This is a genomic window from Merdimonas faecis, assembly GCF_001754075.1.
Taxonomy (GTDB): Bacteria; Bacillota; Clostridia; order Lachnospirales; family Lachnospiraceae; genus Merdimonas; species Merdimonas faecis.
In genome coordinates this window covers 1-17,887 of sequence record NZ_MIEH01000003.1, presented here as the reverse complement: position 1 = coordinate 17,887, position 17,887 = coordinate 1, and the positions used below count along the sequence as shown (strand labels likewise).

19 protein-coding genes and 2 pseudogenes are annotated in these 17,887 nt (G+C 52.3%); 1 reads left to right on the top strand and 20 read right to left on the bottom strand.

Annotation, left to right across the window (positions count from 1 at the left end; all coding sequences use genetic code 11):
• Positions 1-294: 294 nt before the first annotated feature.
• On the bottom strand, positions 295-435 hold the full coding sequence (locus BKD12_RS16285) for a Maff2 family mobile element protein (protein WP_006771834.1): 141 nt from the start codon (positions 433-435) through the stop codon (positions 295-297).
• A 471-nt stretch (positions 436-906) separates the two neighbouring features.
• Here BKD12_RS16285 and BKD12_RS01275 point away from each other — a divergent pair, with 471 nt between their 5' ends.
• Positions 907-2,115: an IS110-like element ISEnfa110 family transposase gene (locus BKD12_RS01275; protein ID WP_002382856.1), complete on the top strand. Its 1,209-nt coding sequence runs from the start codon at positions 907-909 to the stop codon at positions 2,113-2,115.
• A gap of 146 nt (positions 2,116-2,261) precedes the next feature.
• Here the strand turns inward: BKD12_RS01275 and BKD12_RS01270 are convergent.
• From BKD12_RS01270 to rplM, 19 genes and pseudogenes are all read right to left on the bottom strand, one after another.
• A pseudogene (locus BKD12_RS01270) lies at positions 2,262-3,800 on the bottom strand (VirD4-like conjugal transfer protein, CD1115 family); the annotation flags it as partial.
• Between the two features lie 85 nt (positions 3,801-3,885).
• Entirely contained in the window at positions 3,886-5,787 is a 1,902-nt protein-coding gene (locus BKD12_RS01265; protein WP_070087572.1) for an AAA family ATPase, read from the bottom strand.
• Positions 5,788-5,802: 15 nt separating this feature from the next.
• Positions 5,803-7,434 (bottom strand): MobQ family relaxase, encoded by a 1,632-nt coding sequence (gene mobQ, locus BKD12_RS01260; protein ID WP_070087589.1) that lies wholly within the window; start codon positions 7,432-7,434, stop codon positions 5,803-5,805.
• A 116-nt stretch (positions 7,435-7,550) separates the two neighbouring features.
• A complete protein-coding gene (locus tag BKD12_RS01255) occupies positions 7,551-7,856 on the bottom strand; it encodes a DUF3847 domain-containing protein (protein WP_002584968.1) in 306 nt (101 codons plus the stop codon).
• A 121-nt stretch (positions 7,857-7,977) separates the two neighbouring features.
• Positions 7,978-8,811, bottom strand: a complete 834-nt coding sequence (locus BKD12_RS01250) for a methyltransferase domain-containing protein (RefSeq protein ID WP_002584969.1) — start codon at positions 8,809-8,811, stop codon at positions 7,978-7,980.
• A gap of 185 nt (positions 8,812-8,996) precedes the next feature.
• Positions 8,997-9,293 (bottom strand): P-loop NTPase family protein, encoded by a 297-nt coding sequence (locus BKD12_RS01245; protein ID WP_070087571.1) that lies wholly within the window; start codon positions 9,291-9,293, stop codon positions 8,997-8,999.
• 133 nt (positions 9,294-9,426) lie between these two features.
• On the bottom strand, positions 9,427-9,621 hold the full coding sequence (locus BKD12_RS01240) for a transposon-encoded TnpW family protein (RefSeq protein WP_022030172.1): 195 nt from the start codon (positions 9,619-9,621) through the stop codon (positions 9,427-9,429).
• 78 nt (positions 9,622-9,699) lie between these two features.
• Positions 9,700-11,550, bottom strand: coding sequence for a DUF4368 domain-containing protein (locus BKD12_RS01235; protein ID WP_330385512.1), 1,851 nt, complete (start codon positions 11,548-11,550; stop codon positions 9,700-9,702).
• Positions 11,551-11,606: 56 nt separating this feature from the next.
• A pseudogene (locus BKD12_RS01230) lies at positions 11,607-11,909 on the bottom strand (VirD4-like conjugal transfer protein, CD1115 family); the annotation flags it as partial.
• A 2-nt stretch (positions 11,910-11,911) separates the two neighbouring features.
• Positions 11,912-12,412, bottom strand: coding sequence for a PcfB family protein (locus BKD12_RS01225; protein ID WP_002576352.1), 501 nt, complete (start codon positions 12,410-12,412; stop codon positions 11,912-11,914).
• A gap of 101 nt (positions 12,413-12,513) precedes the next feature.
• Positions 12,514-12,825 carry a DUF5720 family protein gene (locus tag BKD12_RS01220; RefSeq protein ID WP_002576353.1) on the bottom strand — a complete coding sequence of 104 codons (312 nt, stop codon included), beginning with the start codon at positions 12,823-12,825 and terminating at the stop codon, positions 12,514-12,516.
• Positions 12,818-13,180, bottom strand: a complete 363-nt coding sequence (locus BKD12_RS01215; RefSeq protein WP_002578791.1) for a DUF7768 domain-containing protein — start codon at positions 13,178-13,180, stop codon at positions 12,818-12,820. The genes BKD12_RS01220 and BKD12_RS01215 overlap by 8 nt, the downstream gene beginning before the upstream one ends.
• 48 nt (positions 13,181-13,228) lie before the next feature.
• Positions 13,229-14,122: a DUF6017 domain-containing protein gene (locus BKD12_RS01210; protein ID WP_002576355.1), complete on the bottom strand. Its 894-nt coding sequence runs from the start codon at positions 14,120-14,122 to the stop codon at positions 13,229-13,231.
• A gap of 69 nt (positions 14,123-14,191) precedes the next feature.
• Positions 14,192-14,383 (bottom strand): hypothetical protein, encoded by a 192-nt coding sequence (locus tag BKD12_RS01205; RefSeq protein ID WP_002576356.1) that lies wholly within the window; start codon positions 14,381-14,383, stop codon positions 14,192-14,194.
• Positions 14,384-14,410: 27 nt separating this feature from the next.
• Positions 14,411-14,686, bottom strand: coding sequence for a DUF5720 family protein (locus tag BKD12_RS01200; RefSeq protein WP_002576357.1), 276 nt, complete (start codon positions 14,684-14,686; stop codon positions 14,411-14,413).
• Between the two features lie 12 nt (positions 14,687-14,698).
• Complete coding sequence (locus tag BKD12_RS01195; protein WP_002576358.1) at positions 14,699-15,625, bottom strand: ParB/RepB/Spo0J family partition protein; 927 nt, start codon at positions 15,623-15,625, stop codon at positions 14,699-14,701.
• A complete protein-coding gene (locus BKD12_RS01190) occupies positions 15,582-16,403 on the bottom strand; it encodes a ParA family protein (RefSeq protein WP_002576359.1) in 822 nt (273 codons plus the stop codon). The genes BKD12_RS01195 and BKD12_RS01190 overlap by 44 nt, the downstream gene beginning before the upstream one ends.
• Positions 16,404-16,846: 443 nt before the next feature.
• On the bottom strand, positions 16,847-17,239 hold the full coding sequence (gene rpsI / locus BKD12_RS01185; protein WP_070087568.1) for a 30S ribosomal protein S9: 393 nt from the start codon (positions 17,237-17,239) through the stop codon (positions 16,847-16,849).
• Positions 17,240-17,267: 28 nt separating this feature from the next.
• Positions 17,268-17,696, bottom strand: coding sequence for a 50S ribosomal protein L13 (rplM, locus tag BKD12_RS01180; RefSeq protein WP_070087567.1), 429 nt, complete (start codon positions 17,694-17,696; stop codon positions 17,268-17,270).
• Between the last annotated feature and the right edge of the window lie 191 nt (positions 17,697-17,887).

Below are 17,887 nucleotides of genomic sequence, written 5' to 3'. Positions count from 1 at the left end.
CCTTATATGTAACAATCATACCGGCTTCCTAGCGTTCAGAATGTTTTCTGCTGTCTGCTGTGGTGTTTGGTTGGAATTGTCCAACCAAAAGCCGATCCGTGGTGTTGTCTGCATTTTACTAAATACAAATTCAATGTATACAGAAAGATATAAGGAGTGGGAGGGATTCCGCCGTAGTTGGCATTGTAGGAAAATCCAAAAGTTTAGATTTTCCCACAATGCTTATCTTTTGGTCTTTGGTTCGGAATAGTGTAGTGCTGGCGGTCTATCTCTTGTTTTCGGTTGCTTGCTTCCTTACCGTACATGAGCATTCGCACCGGGGTTGTCGTTGCCGTAACCTTCCAGCAGGTTGATGACACCCCAGATGCCGAGACCAGCGCCCAGAGCGATAACGAGGGTCTGAAGAACGGTGATAGCCTGATTGAAAAATGCCATAAATTATAGTTAGCCGGAATCATTTGAAAAGTTTGATTTAGTCATTCATAGGCATACAAAAGCCGGAACAATCGGCACCCGGTTTCCGGGGCCTGATTCCGGCTGTCCTCCTTTTTTCATTATTTTTTGGTGATTGTCCGCTTTGTACGCCGATGGCCCCATCCGGGGCGGTTGAGGCGGGTAGATAAGATCACTCCTATTACAATAAATTTGGACAGGAAAGCCGGACAGCCAGTCCGGCTTTCCCTCCATCTCGTGCCTAAGCTACAATGAGAGGAGCAACTGGCTGACCAATCACTCCTTGGGCTTGTATGTCCGTGTGAAAGACTGTTAGCCATCCTCTCGTTGCAGCGTTCGATTTAAGCAGGTTGAACCACCGGATGTCGGAGAGTTCGTGTCACACAATAGATTGAATCGGCAGCGAGAAAAGATGGATTCCGGTTGCAGATTCTTTGTATTGGAGGAATGTGAATGAACTGCGTTGGCATCGATGTTTCCAAGGGTAAGAGCATGATTGCAGTCATGCGGCCCTTCGGAGAGGTAGTGGTTTCACCCTTTGAAGTACGTCACACCGCCAATGAACTGAGCGAGCTGGCAGGACTGCTCAAAAGCCTGGACGGCGAGACCCGTGTGGTGATGGAATCCACGGGTAATTACCATGCTCCGGTGGCCTGGCTGCTCCACGACGCGGGCCTTTATGTCTCGGTAGTCAATGCAATGCTGGTGCATGACTACGGAAACAACAGTTTAAGACGGGCCAAAACCGACAAAAAGGATGCCGTAAAGCTGGCCAACTACGGTCTTGACCACTGGCTCACATTGCCGAGATATATCCCGGAGGAGGATACCCGACTCATGCTGAAAATCTGCTACCGGCAGTACCAACAGTATTCCAAAGTTCAGACCATGCTGAAGAATAACCTGATCTCCCTGCTGGACACCACCTTCCCAGACGCAAATCGCTTGTTTACCAGTCCGCCCCGCGCCGATGGCAGCGAGAAGTGGGTGGACTTTGTCGCTACTTTTTGGCATTGCGAGTGCGTTTGTGGCCGGTCTGAGAAGGCCTTTACTACCCAATACCAGAAGTGGTGCAGAAAGCACGGCTACAATTTCAGCGAGGATAAGGCGCTGGATATTTATGCCTCTGCTTGCAGACACTTCGGTGTCATACCGAAAACGGATACGGCAAAACTTTTGGTAGAACAGGCCATTTCTCAACTCCAGACAACTTCTTCCGCGTTAGCTGCTCTCAAACAGGAGATGCAATCCCTGGCAGCTTCTCTGCCGGAGTATCCTGTAGTGATGGGGATGTTTGGTGTTGGCCCAACCCTCGGCCCTCAACTCCTGGCTGAAATTGGCGATGTACGCCGTTTTCATTCCAAAAAAGCGTTGGTTGCCTTTGCGGGTATTGACGCCCCGCCCTACCAATCCGGTCAAATAGATGTCCGTAGCCGTAGCATTTCCAAGCGAGGATCTGCCTCACTGCGCAGGACGCTCTTTCTGGTGATGAGCGTCATCCTGCAATGTGCTCCAATAGACGAGCCGGTGTACCAGTTCATGGACAAGAAACGCTCTGAAGGCAAGCCATATCGTGTCTACATGATGGCCTCTGCCAACAAGTTCCTGCGCATCTACTACGCTTCTGTGAAAGCCTACTTGGAATCCCTGGAGCACGACTGATTTTTACACTCTATACCATCTGGCTGGCCGCCGTTTTAATTTTGAGATGCTCAGCGGCTTGATTTTGTATTGCATTTTTTCGCCTCCCTAAAAATCTGAAATTTCTACTTGACTTTTATTAGCAGGTCTTTCACAGCGGAACAGATTTACACGCCCTCTGCGTCTACTTCATACACATCGTAGACCTCGTTGGGCTTGAGCTTGAGCCGGGTGGACAGGAACGCCTCGATGTCAAAGGCGTTCTTGGGGTCCGCGTCGGCGGTGTACGGGTAATTGGGGTGCTTGGTGATGTCGTACTTGTCCGAGAGGAAAGGCCGCACACCGCGCAGCTGGAGGATACACTTGCCGCCGTCCATGACGGCCAGTTCATCCTGGCTCATAAGCTCTTTGCCGAGCTTTTGGTAGTTAAGAGAATGGGATGTCTCGCGGCCCCGGCTCTCGCCGGTGTTGTAGGTGTCGATGGTCTCCTTGCCCAGCACGGCGGCCAGCTCCTTGAGGGTTGTCGGCTCTTTGCCGCCCAGGAAGATGGAGGTATCCATGTTGCCGATGATGGTATCGGCGTTGTCCTTGTAGATAGCTTTGAGCTGGGACTGTGCTTGCAGCACCAGGCAGGCGGAAATCTCACGGCTTCGGATGGTGGCAACCAGCTTTTCCAGCCGAGGGATCTGTCCAATATTGGCGGCCTCGTCAATGAGGCACCGCACATGGACCGGCAGCCGCCCGCCGTACACATCGTCCGCTTTTTCGCAGAGCAGATTGAACAGCTGGGTGTAGCACATGGAGATCAGGAAGTTAAAGCTATCGTCCGTGTCGCTCATAATCAAGAACAAGGCGGTTTTCCGGTCTCCCAGGGTATCCAGCTCCAGCTCGTCGTAGGCCGTGACCTCCCGCAGCTCCGCGATGTCGAACACGGCAAGGCGCGCACCGCAGGAAATCAGGATGGATTTTGCGGTTTTGCCCGCAGCCAGCTTGTACTTTTTGTACTGACGGACGGCGAAGTGGTTGGGCTTCTCTGCCTCCAGCGCGTCAAACATCAGGTCCACGGGGTTCTTGAACTCCTCGTCATCCTCCCGGACCTCCATCGCGTTGATGAACTCGATGAGGGTGGAGAAATTCTGTTCCTCCACCGGGGCCTCGTAGTGGATATACCCAATGAGGGCGCAGTACAAAAGCGTCTCGGCCTTAACCCAAAAATCGTCCCCGGCCTTGCCCTCGCCCTTGGTGTTGGCGATCAGCGTCGTGACCAGTTTCAAGATGTCCTTTTCGGAGTGGATGTAGGCAAAGGGATTATAGTGCATGGACTTCTTGAAGTTGATGGTATTGAGGACTTTGATCCGATAAGGCTCATAGATGTCCTTGCCGTGCTTATCCTTCATGGGCTTGCCGTCCTTGCCCAGCTTGGGTGTGCCGCGCTGAAGCATTTTGCCGCACTCCACCAGGATGGTGCCTTTTGGGTCTGTCACCACATAGGAGCTGTGCATCTGCATCAGGTTCGGTTTCAGCCAGAAGCGGGTCTTGCCGGAACCGGAGCCACCGATCACCAGCACATTTTTGTTTCTGGCGGTCTTGGGGTCCTTGGGGCGGCTGTTCATGGTCAGGCTCTCGGTTTTAGTCAGAATCACATTGTTCTGGAACACCGGGTCGATGTAGGGTGCGATGTCCTCATGGGTGCCCCATGAAGCGTTTTGTCAAGTGCTTTTTTGAGTTATTGACGCAAATTCTTGTGAAAGTGCGAAAGTGCAAAGTGCAAAGGGTCTGCGTTTTGCACTTTCAGCTTGCGGGTTCGGGTGGCTGCTTCTTCTTGATGAAGTTATACCATTGACCGCCGACACGCCTTGCGCCCAAAACACCGCCCATGTTGCGCTTGGCGTTCTGTACCGTCCTCTCGGATATTCCGGCTTCGGCTGCGGCCTTTACAAGGTCCTCGCTGGCAAGCTCTTTCCCGTCTGCAAGCAGGTCAAGTATCAGCCGTTCCGCCTGTTCGGTCTTGGTGGCGGTGTTGCCGCCCGCGCCGGACAGCAGCTCGTCGGCGGTAATGTCATACTCGCCTATCCACGAAAAGCCCGTTTCCGGGTCAAGGCAAAAGGCTATGGGCTTACCCTCCGGTGCAAGAGAAGATTTGTCATGGACGATAACGCGCACATTCGGTTCCCGTTTCACGCGCCCGATCAGCAGGACGCTCCTTGCTGCGGCGCGGAAGTCGATGGAGCCTAAACCCCGGTAGGCGCTCTGTCCTCCGGCGGCTTTGTTGAGGTGTCCGATTAGGATAACGGCGCACCCGGTACGCTCGGCAATCTCGGCAAGGCGGCGGAACATGGGGCGTATCTCGTTGGCCTTGTTCATGTCGGTTTTCTCGCCCACATACGCCTGTATGGGGTCAAGGATAATCAGCCGCGCCCCGGTCTGTCGGATAGCTCTCTCTATGCGCTCATCGGACAGGGAAAGCCCCTGCTTGCTCTCGTCAATGACAAGAATGCGGTCAAGGTCTGCTTCGGCTTCCATAAGGCGGGGCTTGATGGTGTCGCCCAAACCGTCCTCGGCAGTCTGGTAAATCACATTGAACGGCTCATGCACTGCCATGTGGGGGAACGGCTTGCGGTTGGTACAAGCGGCGGCAAGGCGTAGGGCAAAGGTGGTCTTGCCCTCGCCGGGGTTGCCCTGCACAATGGTTACTTTCCCAAAGGGGATATACGGCTCCCATAACCATTCGACGGTCTGCGTGTCCACCTCGCTCATGCGGATAATCTCAACGGTTTCTTCCTGCGGCGGCTCTTTCAAGCCGTAGACCGCTTCTCGCAAATACTTCCCGTCTGTGATTTCTGCCCGGTGCTGCAATACCTCGTTCCAATCCTTGAAAAGAGGGATAAGCCGGTGGACGGTGTAGCCCTCCGGCATGAGCTTCACAAGGCGGCTGCAAGCGTCGTTTCCGGCTTCGTCGCTGTCAAGGCAGAGATAAACGGTCTTGATGTTCGGACGGTCAGAGAGAAAGCGGAGCAGGGCTTTTTCTCCCACGCCGCCCAATGACAGGTAGCTTTGCTTCTGCCAATCCTTTTTGAACAGGCAGAGGAAAGAGAGCAAGTCAACGGGGGCTTCAAAGACAAACAATCTTTCGCCCTCGCCCCGGTAACAGAAGTTAAAGGCTTTGTCGCTGCCTTTCACATCAAGCCGGAAGTTTCCCGCCGTTCCCTTGCTGTGGGCGTAGCGCGGTATTTCGTCCTCGTCCCGCCCCACAAATACGGCGTTGTGGTGGGCTGCGTCCTCATAAATATCGCCGCGGGCAAAGAAAAAGCCCGTCACATCTTCATCAATGCGGCGGGCTGCTGTAAGGTAGTTCCTCGCTGTTCGGTTGTCGCTGTTTGGGGGTGGTAGCCGAAAGTCGGAAAGGGACGTGGGGCAAGGTCTGTCCGGCGGCGGTGCGGCTCCCTTTTCTCCTGTGAGAAGTTCCACGGCTTCGGTGAAGCTCTTGCCGAAAAACTCCATGACAAAATCAATGGGGCCGCCGCCCTTGCTCTGGCTGTGGCGATACCACTTGTTGCCCCGGACGGTCAAGCTGTCGTGCCGTTTCCAGCGGTATTCATTCCCGGCGCGGGTAAGCTGCTCGCCCTGTGATTGCAGGAAAGAAACAAGGTCGGCTTGGTTCGCCCGGTTTATCTGTTCTTGGGTGTAGTACAAAAATCTCAACTCCTTTCATCGTTCTAAGTCGTGCTGCTTGGTGCGGGTCTGCTCCGGCTGGTCGGCTTTCAGCGCAATATCAACGCACTTGCGGATATTGTGCAGCTCGGCAACCTCGGCGCGGGTTTCTTTCAGCTTGGTATATTCCGCTGTTCTCTGCCCGCTGAGGGTGGCGTACTCTTTTTCCCATTCAGCGATAGGCAAGCTCTTTGTCCCTTTCGGCAGATTTGCATGGAGATAGCGGCTCGCTGCGTTCCATAGCGTAAGCTCGGCGCGGTGGGCTTCCTCGTACTTGTCGCGCTTGCTCGTCCAGCCATTTTTCAGCTTTTTCAGCTCGTCGTGAATGGGCTTGTACTCGGTGTAGTTCTTCCCGTATTCAATCAGCTTTTGTAATTCTTTCATGCGCTTCTCGGCGGTTTTCATGCCCGCCCGGATAGCGTCGGCTTGGTCGCTGACAGAGGAAAGGGTAGCGTCCAGCTCCGCAAGGGTGGAAATGCCATGCTCGGAAAGATAGCCTACTGCCTTTGCAACGGTTTTCAGTTCATCGGCGGCGTGCTGCCTTTGCCAACTTTGCGAATACTTCCGGCTCTTTTCTCTCTGAACGCTCAAATACTTCATCAGCAGATTTGCAAGGCCGGGGGATTGTTGCGGCTGTTCCGGGGCGGTTTCCCACGCTTTGAACAGGTCGGCAATCCATTCTTTGAGCTTTCCAATCTGCGCTCGGATTTCCCGTATAAGGCGGTTTGCCTTTTGGATATTCCGGTTCAGTTCGCCTTTCTCGGTGGCAATACCTTTCTTCTCCATCTGGCAAGCCGCCACGCCCATGTGGACGGTGGGTATCTCGCCAATGCCGCGCTCGGCGTTGCTGCGGTGGTCGATACGCTCCGGGCTTCCGGCTCGTTCAAGGTAGGCGTTTGAAATATCCGCCCATGCCTTACGCCACAAGAGGGCGTTGCCCTTGTCGTTCCAGCCGGTCAGGTCAACTTTGTGCGTCTTGTATCTGCCGCTTGGCAAGCGGATACGCTCGCCGTTTTCATCAAGGTCATATTCCTTTTGGGACTTTGCCGCCCATGCGCCGCGCTCGTCAAGGGGGCGCATGGTAAGCATGATGTGACAATGGGGATTGCCCTTGCCGGTGTCGTGAATGGCATAATCAACGCACATTCCTCTGGAAACAAATTGAGAGGAACAGTATTCCCGGACAAGCCGGATCTGTTCCTCTCTGGATAACTCTATGGGGAGCGCCGCGTCAATCTCTCTGGCAAGCTGGGCGTTCCCGGCTTTCTCGTAAAGCTCCACGCTGTTCCACAAGGTTGAACGGTCAGAGAAAGAGGGCGGGGCGTGGGGTGGCAGCATAATTTCCGTATGGACAACACCGCCTTTGCGGGTGTAGTCGTGTGTCATTCCGTCCCACTCATTTGTCAGCTTTTCGCCGCTTCGGTAGGCGGCTGCGGCAACGGCTGATTTGCCCTTGCCCCGGCTGACAATGCTGATATTACAATGATAGATGGCTATGGGTATCACCTCCCGGATAAAATGAAAACCCGCAAAAATGGTACAGACGCCAAAGGCGGGTATACTGTTTTTGTGGGTGTGCAGGGATAGCCGCGTAAGCGGCGCAAGGGGTGCAGCCCCTTGTTGCGGCAAAGCCGCCAATGTCGGTCAGAGAGGGAAGCAAGCGGCTTTCTCTCTGTGCCGACAAGCCCTCGGCAGAGCGCACGCACCCGTAAGGGTGTATAAGTGCGCCCTTTGTACCAAAGGGATTATTCGCTTTTCCCGCCCTCGGTGCGTTTTTTCAGATAGCCCCGCGCTTCCTCGCTCGTCAGGGCAAGCCGGAGAAAGGCGGCGGCTTCTTCGTCGGTCATGGTCTTTGCTTCTGGCACAATGCTCTCAAAGACCGCACCCCGGACGATCAGCCGATGGCTGCGCGTCCTGCGTTCCTCTTGGGATAACTTTTGCCGCAACACCTTTTCCCGATTTTCAAGCTGCCGGATTTTCTTCTTCCCGTCCTCAATCTCGGCTTGCAATTCCTCGCGTTTTTTTCTCTCGGTTTCGTCATGGGTGGTCACTCCTTTCTACCTGTCGGCACAGAAAAAGGACAGTCGATTTCCTCGGCTGTCCTTTTGATTAGGGTGTTTGGTTTACTCCGTTCTGCTCAATAAATGGGAATATTAAATATCAATACGCCCTTTAATACATTCCTATTAAAACATCAGCTTCGATTGTCAAATGTGTGAGAGTACGCCAATCAACGCAATCTTTTTCAACGCAAAAGAGAAGCGGCGTCATTTCAATAAACGACATTCTTTGTTCTGATGACAACTGTACGGTGGCTGAAACCGTTTCTCTTGAAATGGTTTTAAGATATTTCTCAAAATATTCAACGACAGACTCATTTGAATAATCTGGATTTTTCAAGTGTGCTTGCACTTTAGTCCTGATTTCCCTCAAATGATTTTTCGTAGGAATTACTTTCACAACATATCCGTTAGGAGATAGCAATCGCTGAAATTCTTTGTAGTGTGCAGGCGAAAATATGTCTAAAATACAATCCATACTTCCGTCTTTCAAAGGGATTTTTGATAAGTCAGTAACAAACCACTTCACTGCTTTGCGCTTGTCTTTTTTTGATGCAATCTGTATTGCCTCCCTTGACAAGTCAAAGGCAAAGATGTTTCGTTCTGTTCTTTGCTGTATCTGCCTTGCATAGAAACCCTCGCCGCAACCAACATCTAAAATGTTTCTTATAGATGGCGTATCAGAAATAAACTGTATGATTTTCTCCAACACAACATCATACATGCCATACTCCAAAATTTGGTGCCGGTTGTCAAAAGACCGCTTGCTGTAGTTGGTTTTGGGCGATGATTTTAACAACAAATTTACATACCCATATCTTGAAATATCAAAGCAATGTCCATGTCTACAAATTAGGCTATTGCCTTGTATATCCATTGATTTTGTGCAAATTGGGCATTGAAAATAAACCTTGCTGTCTGCAAAGCGTGATAAATTATTATTCATTTGTTTTTCCTCCGTAATTACATCTCTGCTTCAATAAGCGAGTTATGCAATACGGATAACCGCAACATAACTCGCGGTTTTATCTTAATCTCATAAATGTAACCATTGTGTTGTCCTCCAATCAATTCCGCAGTATTACTCTGCTTTTAGAAAAAGTATAGCACAAAACTATGAACATTTCAACTCTATTTCAGCCTGTCGGCGACGTTGCTCTCTCTGGCATACCGCCGCGCCGCTTCCCGCCGTTCCTCGCTGTATGGGGCGGTCAGACGGAAAGAGAAGCGGCCTTTCTCAATGTCAAACTCCATGCAGCCCGTTTCCGGGTCTGCGTCGGTCTGGCGGCACACATCGGGGTGCTGCTCGGCATAGGCGGCAAGCCGCTTCTTCAAGTCGGTGTTGTGGGTACGGATATGGATCAACGGGTCTTTCTCATCAAACCAGATGTCTGTGACCTTTTTTTGCTTGGGAAGCCCTGTTCGCATAAACTCTCCTTTCTGCGCCCTCGTTTGGAGAGAGGGGCATTTTTGAGGGAATTTTCCCGGCTCTTGACTTGGGGAAAATGGGGATTTTCAAATAGAAACCGCCCCGGCGAACCATTCTTCGTCCGGGCGGTTCCTATCGCGTGATTTTCGTTTTTTCCGGCTCTTGACCGTCCTGCAAGCTGTCGGCAAGTATCACTTTGAGCAGCTTGTCGCGGAATGTTTCTGTGCCGCTGTGGTTGAAAAACAACTCCGCAACGATGGTCTGTCCGTCCCTCTGTGTCGTGATAACACTGTCGGGGGATTGAGGTGTCCCGTTCTGTTCTGCCATAGGCGGCTCCTTTCTCTGGGTGCAAAAGAGGGATTTCCCGTAGCCCGGAAAATCCCTCTTGGTTGTCAGTATTCGGTTTTACTGTGCGGGTGCTGCGGCGGCTTCCTGTGCCTTTTTCTTTGCCCGGTATTCCCGTGCTTTCATGCGGTCATACTCCCGTCGCTTTTCAAGGTTACGCGCCCGGTACTCCCTTGAATACTGCCGGTGGTAGGCGCGGCTCTTTTCCTTTTGGGCTTCCTCGATTTTCTCCCGCATTTGCCGGATTTCCTGCTCCGTTGGCTCTGTAAGCTGTGTCACTTCGCTCTCAAATTTGCCGATATAGTTGAAATATATCCCGATGTGCTGAATGGCTTGTTTTGCCCTTTTCTTGTCGCGCTCATGCACTTCAATCCGGCTGATAAACTCGTTGAGAATGGCGGGGGTCAGGTCGGTAAAGGCAGCGTAGCGTTCCGTCAGCTTCAAAAACTTCTGCGCCCGTCCGCCCGCGTTCTCAAAAGCGGATAGCTGCTCTTGCAGCTCGGCAAGCTCCGCTTTCAGCGCATAGTATTCTTCTGAATACTTCTGCGACATTTGCTCATAGCGGTCTTGCGGGATCGTGCCGAGGGCGTTGTCCTCATAGAGCTTGTTCAGCACCTTGTCAATCTGTTCAAGGCGCGTCGTGATTTGCGGGATACGCTTCTGCTGTTTCTTGGTCTTGTCGGTCTGCTGCATGGCAAGGTTCTTTTTCACTAAGGCTTCAAACTCCGCCCGGTTGCTGATAGAGTAGTCCTCGATTTTCTTCAGCACTTCCGCGACGGTCTGCATGAGCAAATCCGCGTCAATGATGTGTGGGGAATGGCACTTGGGGTTTTTGGCTTTCCCCTTGTGGTACTCGCTGCAATAGGCAACGTGCCGCTTGCCGCCGTTTCTGTAATCTATGCGGATGTGCATTTTTGCGCCGCAATCCTTACAGAAAAGCAAGCCCGACAAAGGGTGGATTTCCCCGTCCCCGTTGGGGCGTCTGACGGGCGCGTTTTCCAAAATCCGCTGTGCGGTTTCAAAGTCGGCGCGGTCAATAATCGGCTCATGCACATTTTCGGTTATCTGCCATTGGCTCCGGTCTACATAGTGGTTCCGCTTGTCCCGGAAATGCTTTGTAGTCTTGAAGTTGACTACATCGCCGCAATACTCCTGCCGCGTAAGGATATGGGTCAAGGTGGCTTTGTTCCACTTGTAGCGGTTATCCTCATTGAGCGCCTTGTTTTTACACGTTCCCCGTCCCCGGTCTTTCATGTAGAAAGTGGGGGTAGGGATTTGCTCGTTTTTCAGATATACGGCGATTTGGTTGCGGTTCTTCCCGCCGATAAACAAACGGAAAATAAGGCGCACAACCTCGGCGGCTTCCTCGTCGATTATCCAAAAATCCTTGTTGTCCGGGTCTTTGACATAGCCGTAGGGGGCTTCGGTGGCAATCGGCTTTCCGCTCATGCCTTTGGTCTTAATGCCCGTTTTCACTTTCTTGCTGATGTCCTTTGCGTACCACTCCGACATGATGTTGATAAAGGGCGCAAACTCCAATGTGTCGGGCTTCTCGCTGTCAATGCCGTTGTTGACCGCGATAAAACGCACGTTGTTCCGTCTGAATATCTCCATAGCGTTGCCGACTTGGAGATAGTCGCGCCCCCAGCGGGTAAGGTCTTTCATAATGCAAACGCCGATTTTCCCGTTTTCAACGTCCTCCATCATGCGGGAGTAGGCAGAACGGTCAAAAAATCTGCCGCTTTCATCGTCGTCGATGTAGTGCCGGATATTCGTCAGCCGCTGCCCTCTGGCGTAGTTCTCCAAAAAGATTTTCTGGTTCTGTATGCTGTTGCTCTCGCCGCCGTCCCTGTCCTCGTCCCCTACGGAAAGACGGGAGTAAAGGGCTGTGATTTTGTTGTAATCATTCATGTGCATATCCTCCTGTGCGTCCATGTAGAGTTCCTTTACACTTAAGATTATGCACTCCAGCGGGCGCTGCCATACTCCATACCGTGCCGGTACTTCTTGGCGTTCTTGCTTTTGAGATACACGGCCAATCGCAGGCCAGCGCCGCAGCACAGCCCCACCAGCAGGTCCAAAGGGTGCAGGCTGGGCCACCAGCTGGCCAGCGCCACCGGCAGCGTGGAGAAGAACGAAAGCATTTTTGCCGAAGCGTCCGCACCCACGGCCATCCGCCATCCTTCACCGAAGTTGGTTGCGAACAGCCCCATCAGGATATAGGGCATATTCAGCAAAAGGAGCTTTTTGATGTCAAGTTGCTTTTTCATCTTCATCGTTCCAGCTCCTTCCGCTTGTTCCGGTCCACAACGGCGTGTTTCACCAGCTCTTTGAACTGGCTCAGCTTTGCCAGCACGGACGGACGCTCTGTTTTCTGCGCCTTTCTGACCTTCTTGCCGGTGTACTCGGTAAAGGCAGCGGTCAGGGCATCCGCATCGCGGCCTTTGAAAAAGATCAGGTACTTGGGCGGGGAGCTGCTGCGGTCCTTCTTCACCGCATAGTCAACGCCGTATTTCCGGGCGATCTTTTCAAACTCCTTGATGGAGGGGTCGGTGATCTCGATGTTGGAAACGCCCTGATTCTGGCCGATCAGCTGCTTCACCGTCTGTTTGCCGTGGGGAATCACGGGGGTATCCCGGCTTTTCTGCTTTTGCAGCTTCTTTTCCTTGCGGTGGGCAAGGTACTTGGTGATGGCGGCCTTAAACAGCCGCCCGGTAAACTTTGTTCCGCTGACTACCAGCGTCAAAGTCCTGTTTTCCACTTCCTCCTGCATAGGTCATCGCCTCCTTTCCACGGATTTTGCAGGGGTGGCGCTTGATACTAAGGCGGGACCACCAGCCGCCGCAGCAGGTATTTCATCATGGCAGGCTCCTTTCAACGCAGCTGATCGGAGCGGTCATAGTACAGATGTCCCTGGCGCACCTTGGCATGGCTGAGAATCTTGATGTGGCCCTTTTCCTGGTTCTCCAGGCTTTTCTGGTATCCGGCCTCCGTCAGAAACAGGCGGGTCCGTTCGCCTTTCCAGCCCACCGGCGAATCGTGGGTCAGCACATCGAAGATAATCATGTGCCGGGTGTCCTCGGCAAACCGCTCCAAATCCATGTACTCATGGCCGTGGTAGTTCTGCGCCCCGGCCTTGAGCCGCATTTCCTCCATCAGCTGGCCCACGGTCTTACGCTCAGGCATGGCGCGCACCTCCTTTCCCGCGTCCCTGGCCTTTCACAGTCAGGATACCGTCCAGGGTGGTAGCGGTGATCCGCAGGCGCTCAGCGGTGGCGATGTCATTCTTCACGGTCTCGTCGATGCCGTGGCCGCAGACCACCAGCACATGGGACCGGCGCAGATAGTCTCGCACCATATCCAGCCCGTCCTTGTGTTCCTGGGGAATCTCGTCCTTGAGGAAGGTGGACAAGAACAGAACCGGGCAGATGGGCGAATACCCGGCGTCGTACACCTGGCGGCAGTAGGTGGCAGCGTTCTCGGCGTTCTCATACTGGTTGTTGCTCCAGGGAGCCGTAATGTAGGCAAGAGGTCGTTTCATGGCAAAATCCTTTCTCCCGGTATTGCCGGGCAACAGAAAAGCGGCTGTTTACCAGCCGCCTGTGTTCATATCGTGATTGACTTGTACGGTGTAGTGATTGCTGATCGTGGTGGGCGCGTTGAACAGCACTGCAAGCAAATACTGTTTCATATTGCGGACCTCCGTGGTGTTTTTCTGCATACCGTCCATGACAAATCGGATATGCTCGCTATCCAGCTTCAAGAACCGGGAGCGCACGACTTCATGGGGAAAGTCGCTGCCAGCGATCCGAGTGGTTTTACGTTTGGCACAAACGGTCTCCACCATCAGCTCCACAATCTCGTCCAGGTCCTCACGGTAGGTCGAAAACTCTCTGCACAGATAGTCATACTCGATGTTCTCCAGAATCAATTCCCGATAATTTTCTATCTCTGAGACAGACATCGCATCCCTTCCTTTCCGTTCCGGCAGCTGTGCTGCCGCTGTTTCCCGGAAGGGAATGGAATCGGTACTTGCTCCATGAGTATTTTGTTTTTGAGTATTTGGTTTCTCTATATTTAATTCTGCGGGCTTTTCCGTATCCGGTTTATCCAGATACGGGTTTTCCGTATCTGGTGAAGCCGTATCTGGTACAGCCGTATCCGGCCTTGGCGTTTCTGGCTGCCTGGGCTGGGGTTTCTCATAAATCACATACTCGGTGTCGCTGATCCGGCCTTGTTGGTCCCGCAGCTGGTTCCGCACGATGTAACCGGCGGTTTCCAACTCCCGCAGCGCACTGCCGATGGCATCAACGCCCTCCTTGCAGATTTTCGCAAGTCCACGGGTAGTATAGTTCCAGTCATCAGGCAGGGATAACATCATGGAAAGAAGCCCCTTTGCCTTGAGGGATAGTTCGTGGTTCCGCAGGTGATGATTGCTCATCACGGTATAATCTTTGGTCCGTTCAATGCGAAAAACGGCCATTGACTTCACTCCTTTCTAATTTTAGGGCATGAAAAAAGCCACAATCCTTCGTGAAAAAGACTGTGGCTTTCAGCTGTTTTTGTTGTTCTGCCAGGGCCGGTAAGGACGCTTGTACTTCGGCGGATGACTGAACATCGGCTCATGCTCCGAAAACGGGAGGGTCTGCAAAACCCGGTCAATGTCGGTGGATTCCATATCATACTGGGACTGGCAACTTTCCCGGATGGCATCTTTGATGCTCTGGACAGTACACATATTCATTCCTTTCCTTTCGTAGTGATAATGAGTTTACGGGTGGCGGCGGCGCTTGTCCGGTTTGAAGTCGAGCACATGGCCCTCGATCACACGGGCATACCGCTTGATTTTGATTTCCCGACGCTTCTGGCTTACGAGGGCGGCCTGATACCCGTCCTCCGTAAGAAACAGCCGCATATCATCGCCGGGGCAGCCGTAGGAACAAGGGCGCTGAACGGAAAACTCGATCATCCAGCGGGTGCTGTCCTGAAAACGCTCTACGGCCAAGATATTGTGTCCTTTCAGCTCACGGGCTGAAATATCCCTCATAGGCGGCTCCTTTCATCGTTCCTGGTCTCTCTGGCGCTTCTTCTGCCACGCCTCCAGCAGTTTGATAATGGTTTCCTGCATCCGCTGGGGCGTATAGCTTTTGGGGAAATACTTCCGCAGGGTGTCGGAGGTGAAAGTCACTTTGTCGAGATCACTTTTCTTTTCCTCACCCATGATGACGCGCATCATATCGAGGGTCAGATGTCCCTCCTGGCTGTATTTCTTGAGTCGCTGAGCCTGGGAGAGAGAGGGGGTAGCCTGTTCGCTGTCCATCGCGTCCAGCAAATCCCGCTGTTCTTCTTTTTTGAGAAAGGACAGCTCATAAGCCGGATTGAGGGCGATTTTCTTTTCATCGACCATATCCAGCAGTTCGGGAATCAGCTCCGTCAGGCGGATATAGCGCTGCACCTGGTTCCTACTCGAACCAGCCTGCTGCGCCAACAATTCATCTGCACGCAACTTCGTCCCAAGTTGGGACGAAGTTAAGTCCCCCCGTGCGCCTTGGTGTTTCATAGCCTCCAGCTTCATCTTGTAAGCAAAGGCCCTTTCGCTGGGGAGCAGGCTTTCACGTTGTAAGTTGCTGTCCACCATGATGATAGTGGCAGCATCATCGTCCAGGTCTCGGACAATGACAGGCATGGTTTCTTTCTCGGCCAGCTCACTGGCCCGGTGCCGCCTGTGACCGGCAACCAGCTCATAGCCGCCCTCCGGGTCCGGGCGGGCGATCGCCGGAACCAGAACACCATACTGCCGAACGCTGTCGGCGGTCTCCATCATGGCCTCGTCATCCTTGACTTTGAAGGGATGCCCCTTAAATGGGTGCAGCTCAGACAGCGGAATTTCCTGTATCTTCTCCAGCTTGGCATCCTGGCGGCTTTCCTCGGTGGAAAACAAATCATCGTATGGAGCCAGCTCTACTTTTTTCGCGCTGCTTTTCAAGTTTTATCACCTCCTTGGTCAGATTCTTATAGCCCTCGGCCACCTTGCCATTAGGGTCATGGGCAAAAATGCTTTTGCCCTCGGCGCTGATCTCCTTTGCCCGGACAGAATGGGGAATCTCGGTGCCGAACACCTTGATTTTGCTGCCATAGGTCTCCCGCAGCAGGGCGGCAATCTCCTTGGCGAAGTTGGTGCGGTTGTCCACCATCGTCAGCAATATGCCGTCGATCTGGAGCTTGGGGTTGATCTGCCGCTTCACCTTGTTTACGGTCTGGAGCAGCTGTTCCAGGCCCTTGGCGGGCAGGTACTCCGCCTGAACGGGGATTATGACCCTGTTGGCGGCGGCCAGGGCGTTGACCGTGAGCATACCCAGGGATGGCTGGCAGTCAATCAGGATATGGGAATACTGTCCCTTGAGCGTGTCCAGATACTGCCGCAGGATGGTCTCTCGGCTCATGGCGTTCACCAGGGAGACCTCCATGCCGGAGAGCTGGATGTCTGCGGGCATCAGGTCAACGCCCTCCGGGTGGTGCAGGATACCCTCGCCGGGGCGCAGCGGCTCGTCCATCAGGATACGGCCCATCGCGTCGGACAGGGTAAAGGGCAGCTTGTCCGGCTGGGGGTGGCCCAGGCTGATGGTCAGGCTGCCTTGCGGGTCCCCGTCGATCAGCAGCACTTTCTTTCCGGCCTGCGCCAGCCCAATCCCCAGGTTCGCGCAGGTGGTTGTCTTGCCAACGCCGCCTTTCTGGTTGGCGATGGCGATGATTTGCGTGTTCAATGACTTCACCTCATTTCTGAATTGTTCTATGGCTTCTGGAAATAGAAAAAGCCGCCACTTCAAAAATTGAAAGTGACGGCCTTTTCTTATCCCGGAATGAAATTCCCCGGAAACGCAAAAAGCGCCCAGTAGAAAATACTGAGCGCTTGGCGATTAGATTTATTCTCTTTTGTTCAAATTAGGTCAAATTCAGACAAACCGTTTTCACGAAAAAGGTCTCTTGGAGATGTATAAATAAACATCCCCTTGGCATCCCAAAATCGCGTCTCGGTTGTCCTATTTTTTAACCCATAAGCCCTCTTTTTGGGGTGGTTGTCCACCATTTAACCCATAGAAAACGGGTTAAAAGAGGCTTCGTTCTGTCAAATTGCGTCAAACCATTTGAAAAGGAAAAACCCCGGAAACCGCGTAGTTCCGGGGTTTTTGACCACTTTTGATAAAGTTTAGCGCTTGCTGAACTGCGGAGCGCGACGAGCTGCCTTGAGACCGTACTTCTTACGCTCTTTCATTCTCGGATCACGTGTCAGGAATCCTGCTTTCTTAAGCACCGGTCTGTAATCATTGTCTGCTTCCAGAAGTGCTCTTGCGATACCGTGACGGATTGCTCCTGCCTGTCCTGTGTAACCGCCGCCTTTTACGTTTACGATTACATCGAATTTACCTTCGGTCTCTGTTGCAACCAGAGGCTGACGAACAACAACCTTTAAGGTTTCCAGTCCAAGATACTCATCGATATCTCTTTTATTTATTGTAATCTTACCAGTTCCTGGTACTAAATATACTCTTGCTACTGATTTTTTTCTTCTTCCTGTTCCATAAAATCTTGCGTTAGCCACTGTAATTTCCTCCTTTCAAAACCTTTCCTTAAAATTTCAGTTCTACTGGCTTCTGAGCCTGCTGCTCATGATCCGGACCAGCATATACATGAAGTTTCTTGATCATAGATCTTCCTAAAGGTCCCTTCGGAAGCATGCCTTTTACAGCAAGTTCGATAACTTTTTCCGGCTTCTTGTCCATCATCTCTGCCAGAGTGGTCTCTTTCATACCGCCTACATAATCAGAATGACGGTAGTAAATCTTCTGATTTAACTTCTTGCCTGTAACAGCAATCTTCTCTGCATTTACAACGATCACATAATCACCTGTGTCGATGTGCGGTGTAAATTCCGGCTTGTTCTTTCCTCTTAATACCTTAGCCACTTCTGATGCCAGGCGTCCTAATGTATATCCCGAAGCGTCAACTACATACCATTTTCTTTCAATCTTATCTGGATTTGCCATATAAGTTTTCATTGGTTTCCCTCCTGTAAATATCAACATTCCACATGCTCATTTTATCAGAATCAGTAAGGCTCCGGGGCTTTGGTTCCTCACTGTTTCTCCTTTTGTCATACTGCATTATTATATTATACGCATCCTGGCGTGTCAACCACTTTCAGGGAATTTCCTGCTGTTTTTTATTGCACCTGAAGTGAAAAGTTTAT

Excerpts from the sequence above, each read along its gene's own strand:
- BKD12_RS16285 (WP_006771834.1), bottom strand. The coding sequence starts at position 435 with ATGGCATTTTTCAATCAGGCTATCACCGTTCTTCAGACCCTCGTTATC.
- BKD12_RS01275 (WP_002382856.1), top strand. The coding sequence starts at position 907 with ATGAACTGCGTTGGCATCGATGTTTCCAAGGGTAAGAGCATGATTGCA.
- BKD12_RS01250 (WP_002584969.1), bottom strand. The coding sequence starts at position 8,811 with ATGAATAATAATTTATCACGCTTTGCAGACAGCAAGGTTTATTTTCAA.
- BKD12_RS01245 (WP_070087571.1), bottom strand. The coding sequence starts at position 9,293 with ATGCGAACAGGGCTTCCCAAGCAAAAAAAGGTCACAGACATCTGGTTT.
- BKD12_RS01240 (WP_022030172.1), bottom strand. The coding sequence starts at position 9,621 with ATGGCAGAACAGAACGGGACACCTCAATCCCCCGACAGTGTTATCACG.
- BKD12_RS01235 (WP_330385512.1), bottom strand. The coding sequence starts at position 11,550 with ATGAATGATTACAACAAAATCACAGCCCTTTACTCCCGTCTTTCCGTA.
- BKD12_RS01225 (WP_002576352.1), bottom strand. The coding sequence starts at position 12,412 with ATGCAGGAGGAAGTGGAAAACAGGACTTTGACGCTGGTAGTCAGCGGA.
- BKD12_RS01220 (WP_002576353.1), bottom strand. The coding sequence starts at position 12,825 with ATGCCTGAGCGTAAGACCGTGGGCCAGCTGATGGAGGAAATGCGGCTC.
- BKD12_RS01215 (WP_002578791.1), bottom strand. The coding sequence starts at position 13,180 with ATGAAACGACCTCTTGCCTACATTACGGCTCCCTGGAGCAACAACCAG.
- BKD12_RS01210 (WP_002576355.1), bottom strand. The coding sequence starts at position 14,122 with ATGGCCGTTTTTCGCATTGAACGGACCAAAGATTATACCGTGATGAGC.
- BKD12_RS01205 (WP_002576356.1), bottom strand. The coding sequence starts at position 14,383 with ATGAATATGTGTACTGTCCAGAGCATCAAAGATGCCATCCGGGAAAGT.
- BKD12_RS01200 (WP_002576357.1), bottom strand. The coding sequence starts at position 14,686 with ATGAGGGATATTTCAGCCCGTGAGCTGAAAGGACACAATATCTTGGCC.
- rplM (WP_070087567.1), bottom strand. The coding sequence starts at position 17,696 with ATGAAAACTTATATGGCAAATCCAGATAAGATTGAAAGAAAATGGTAT.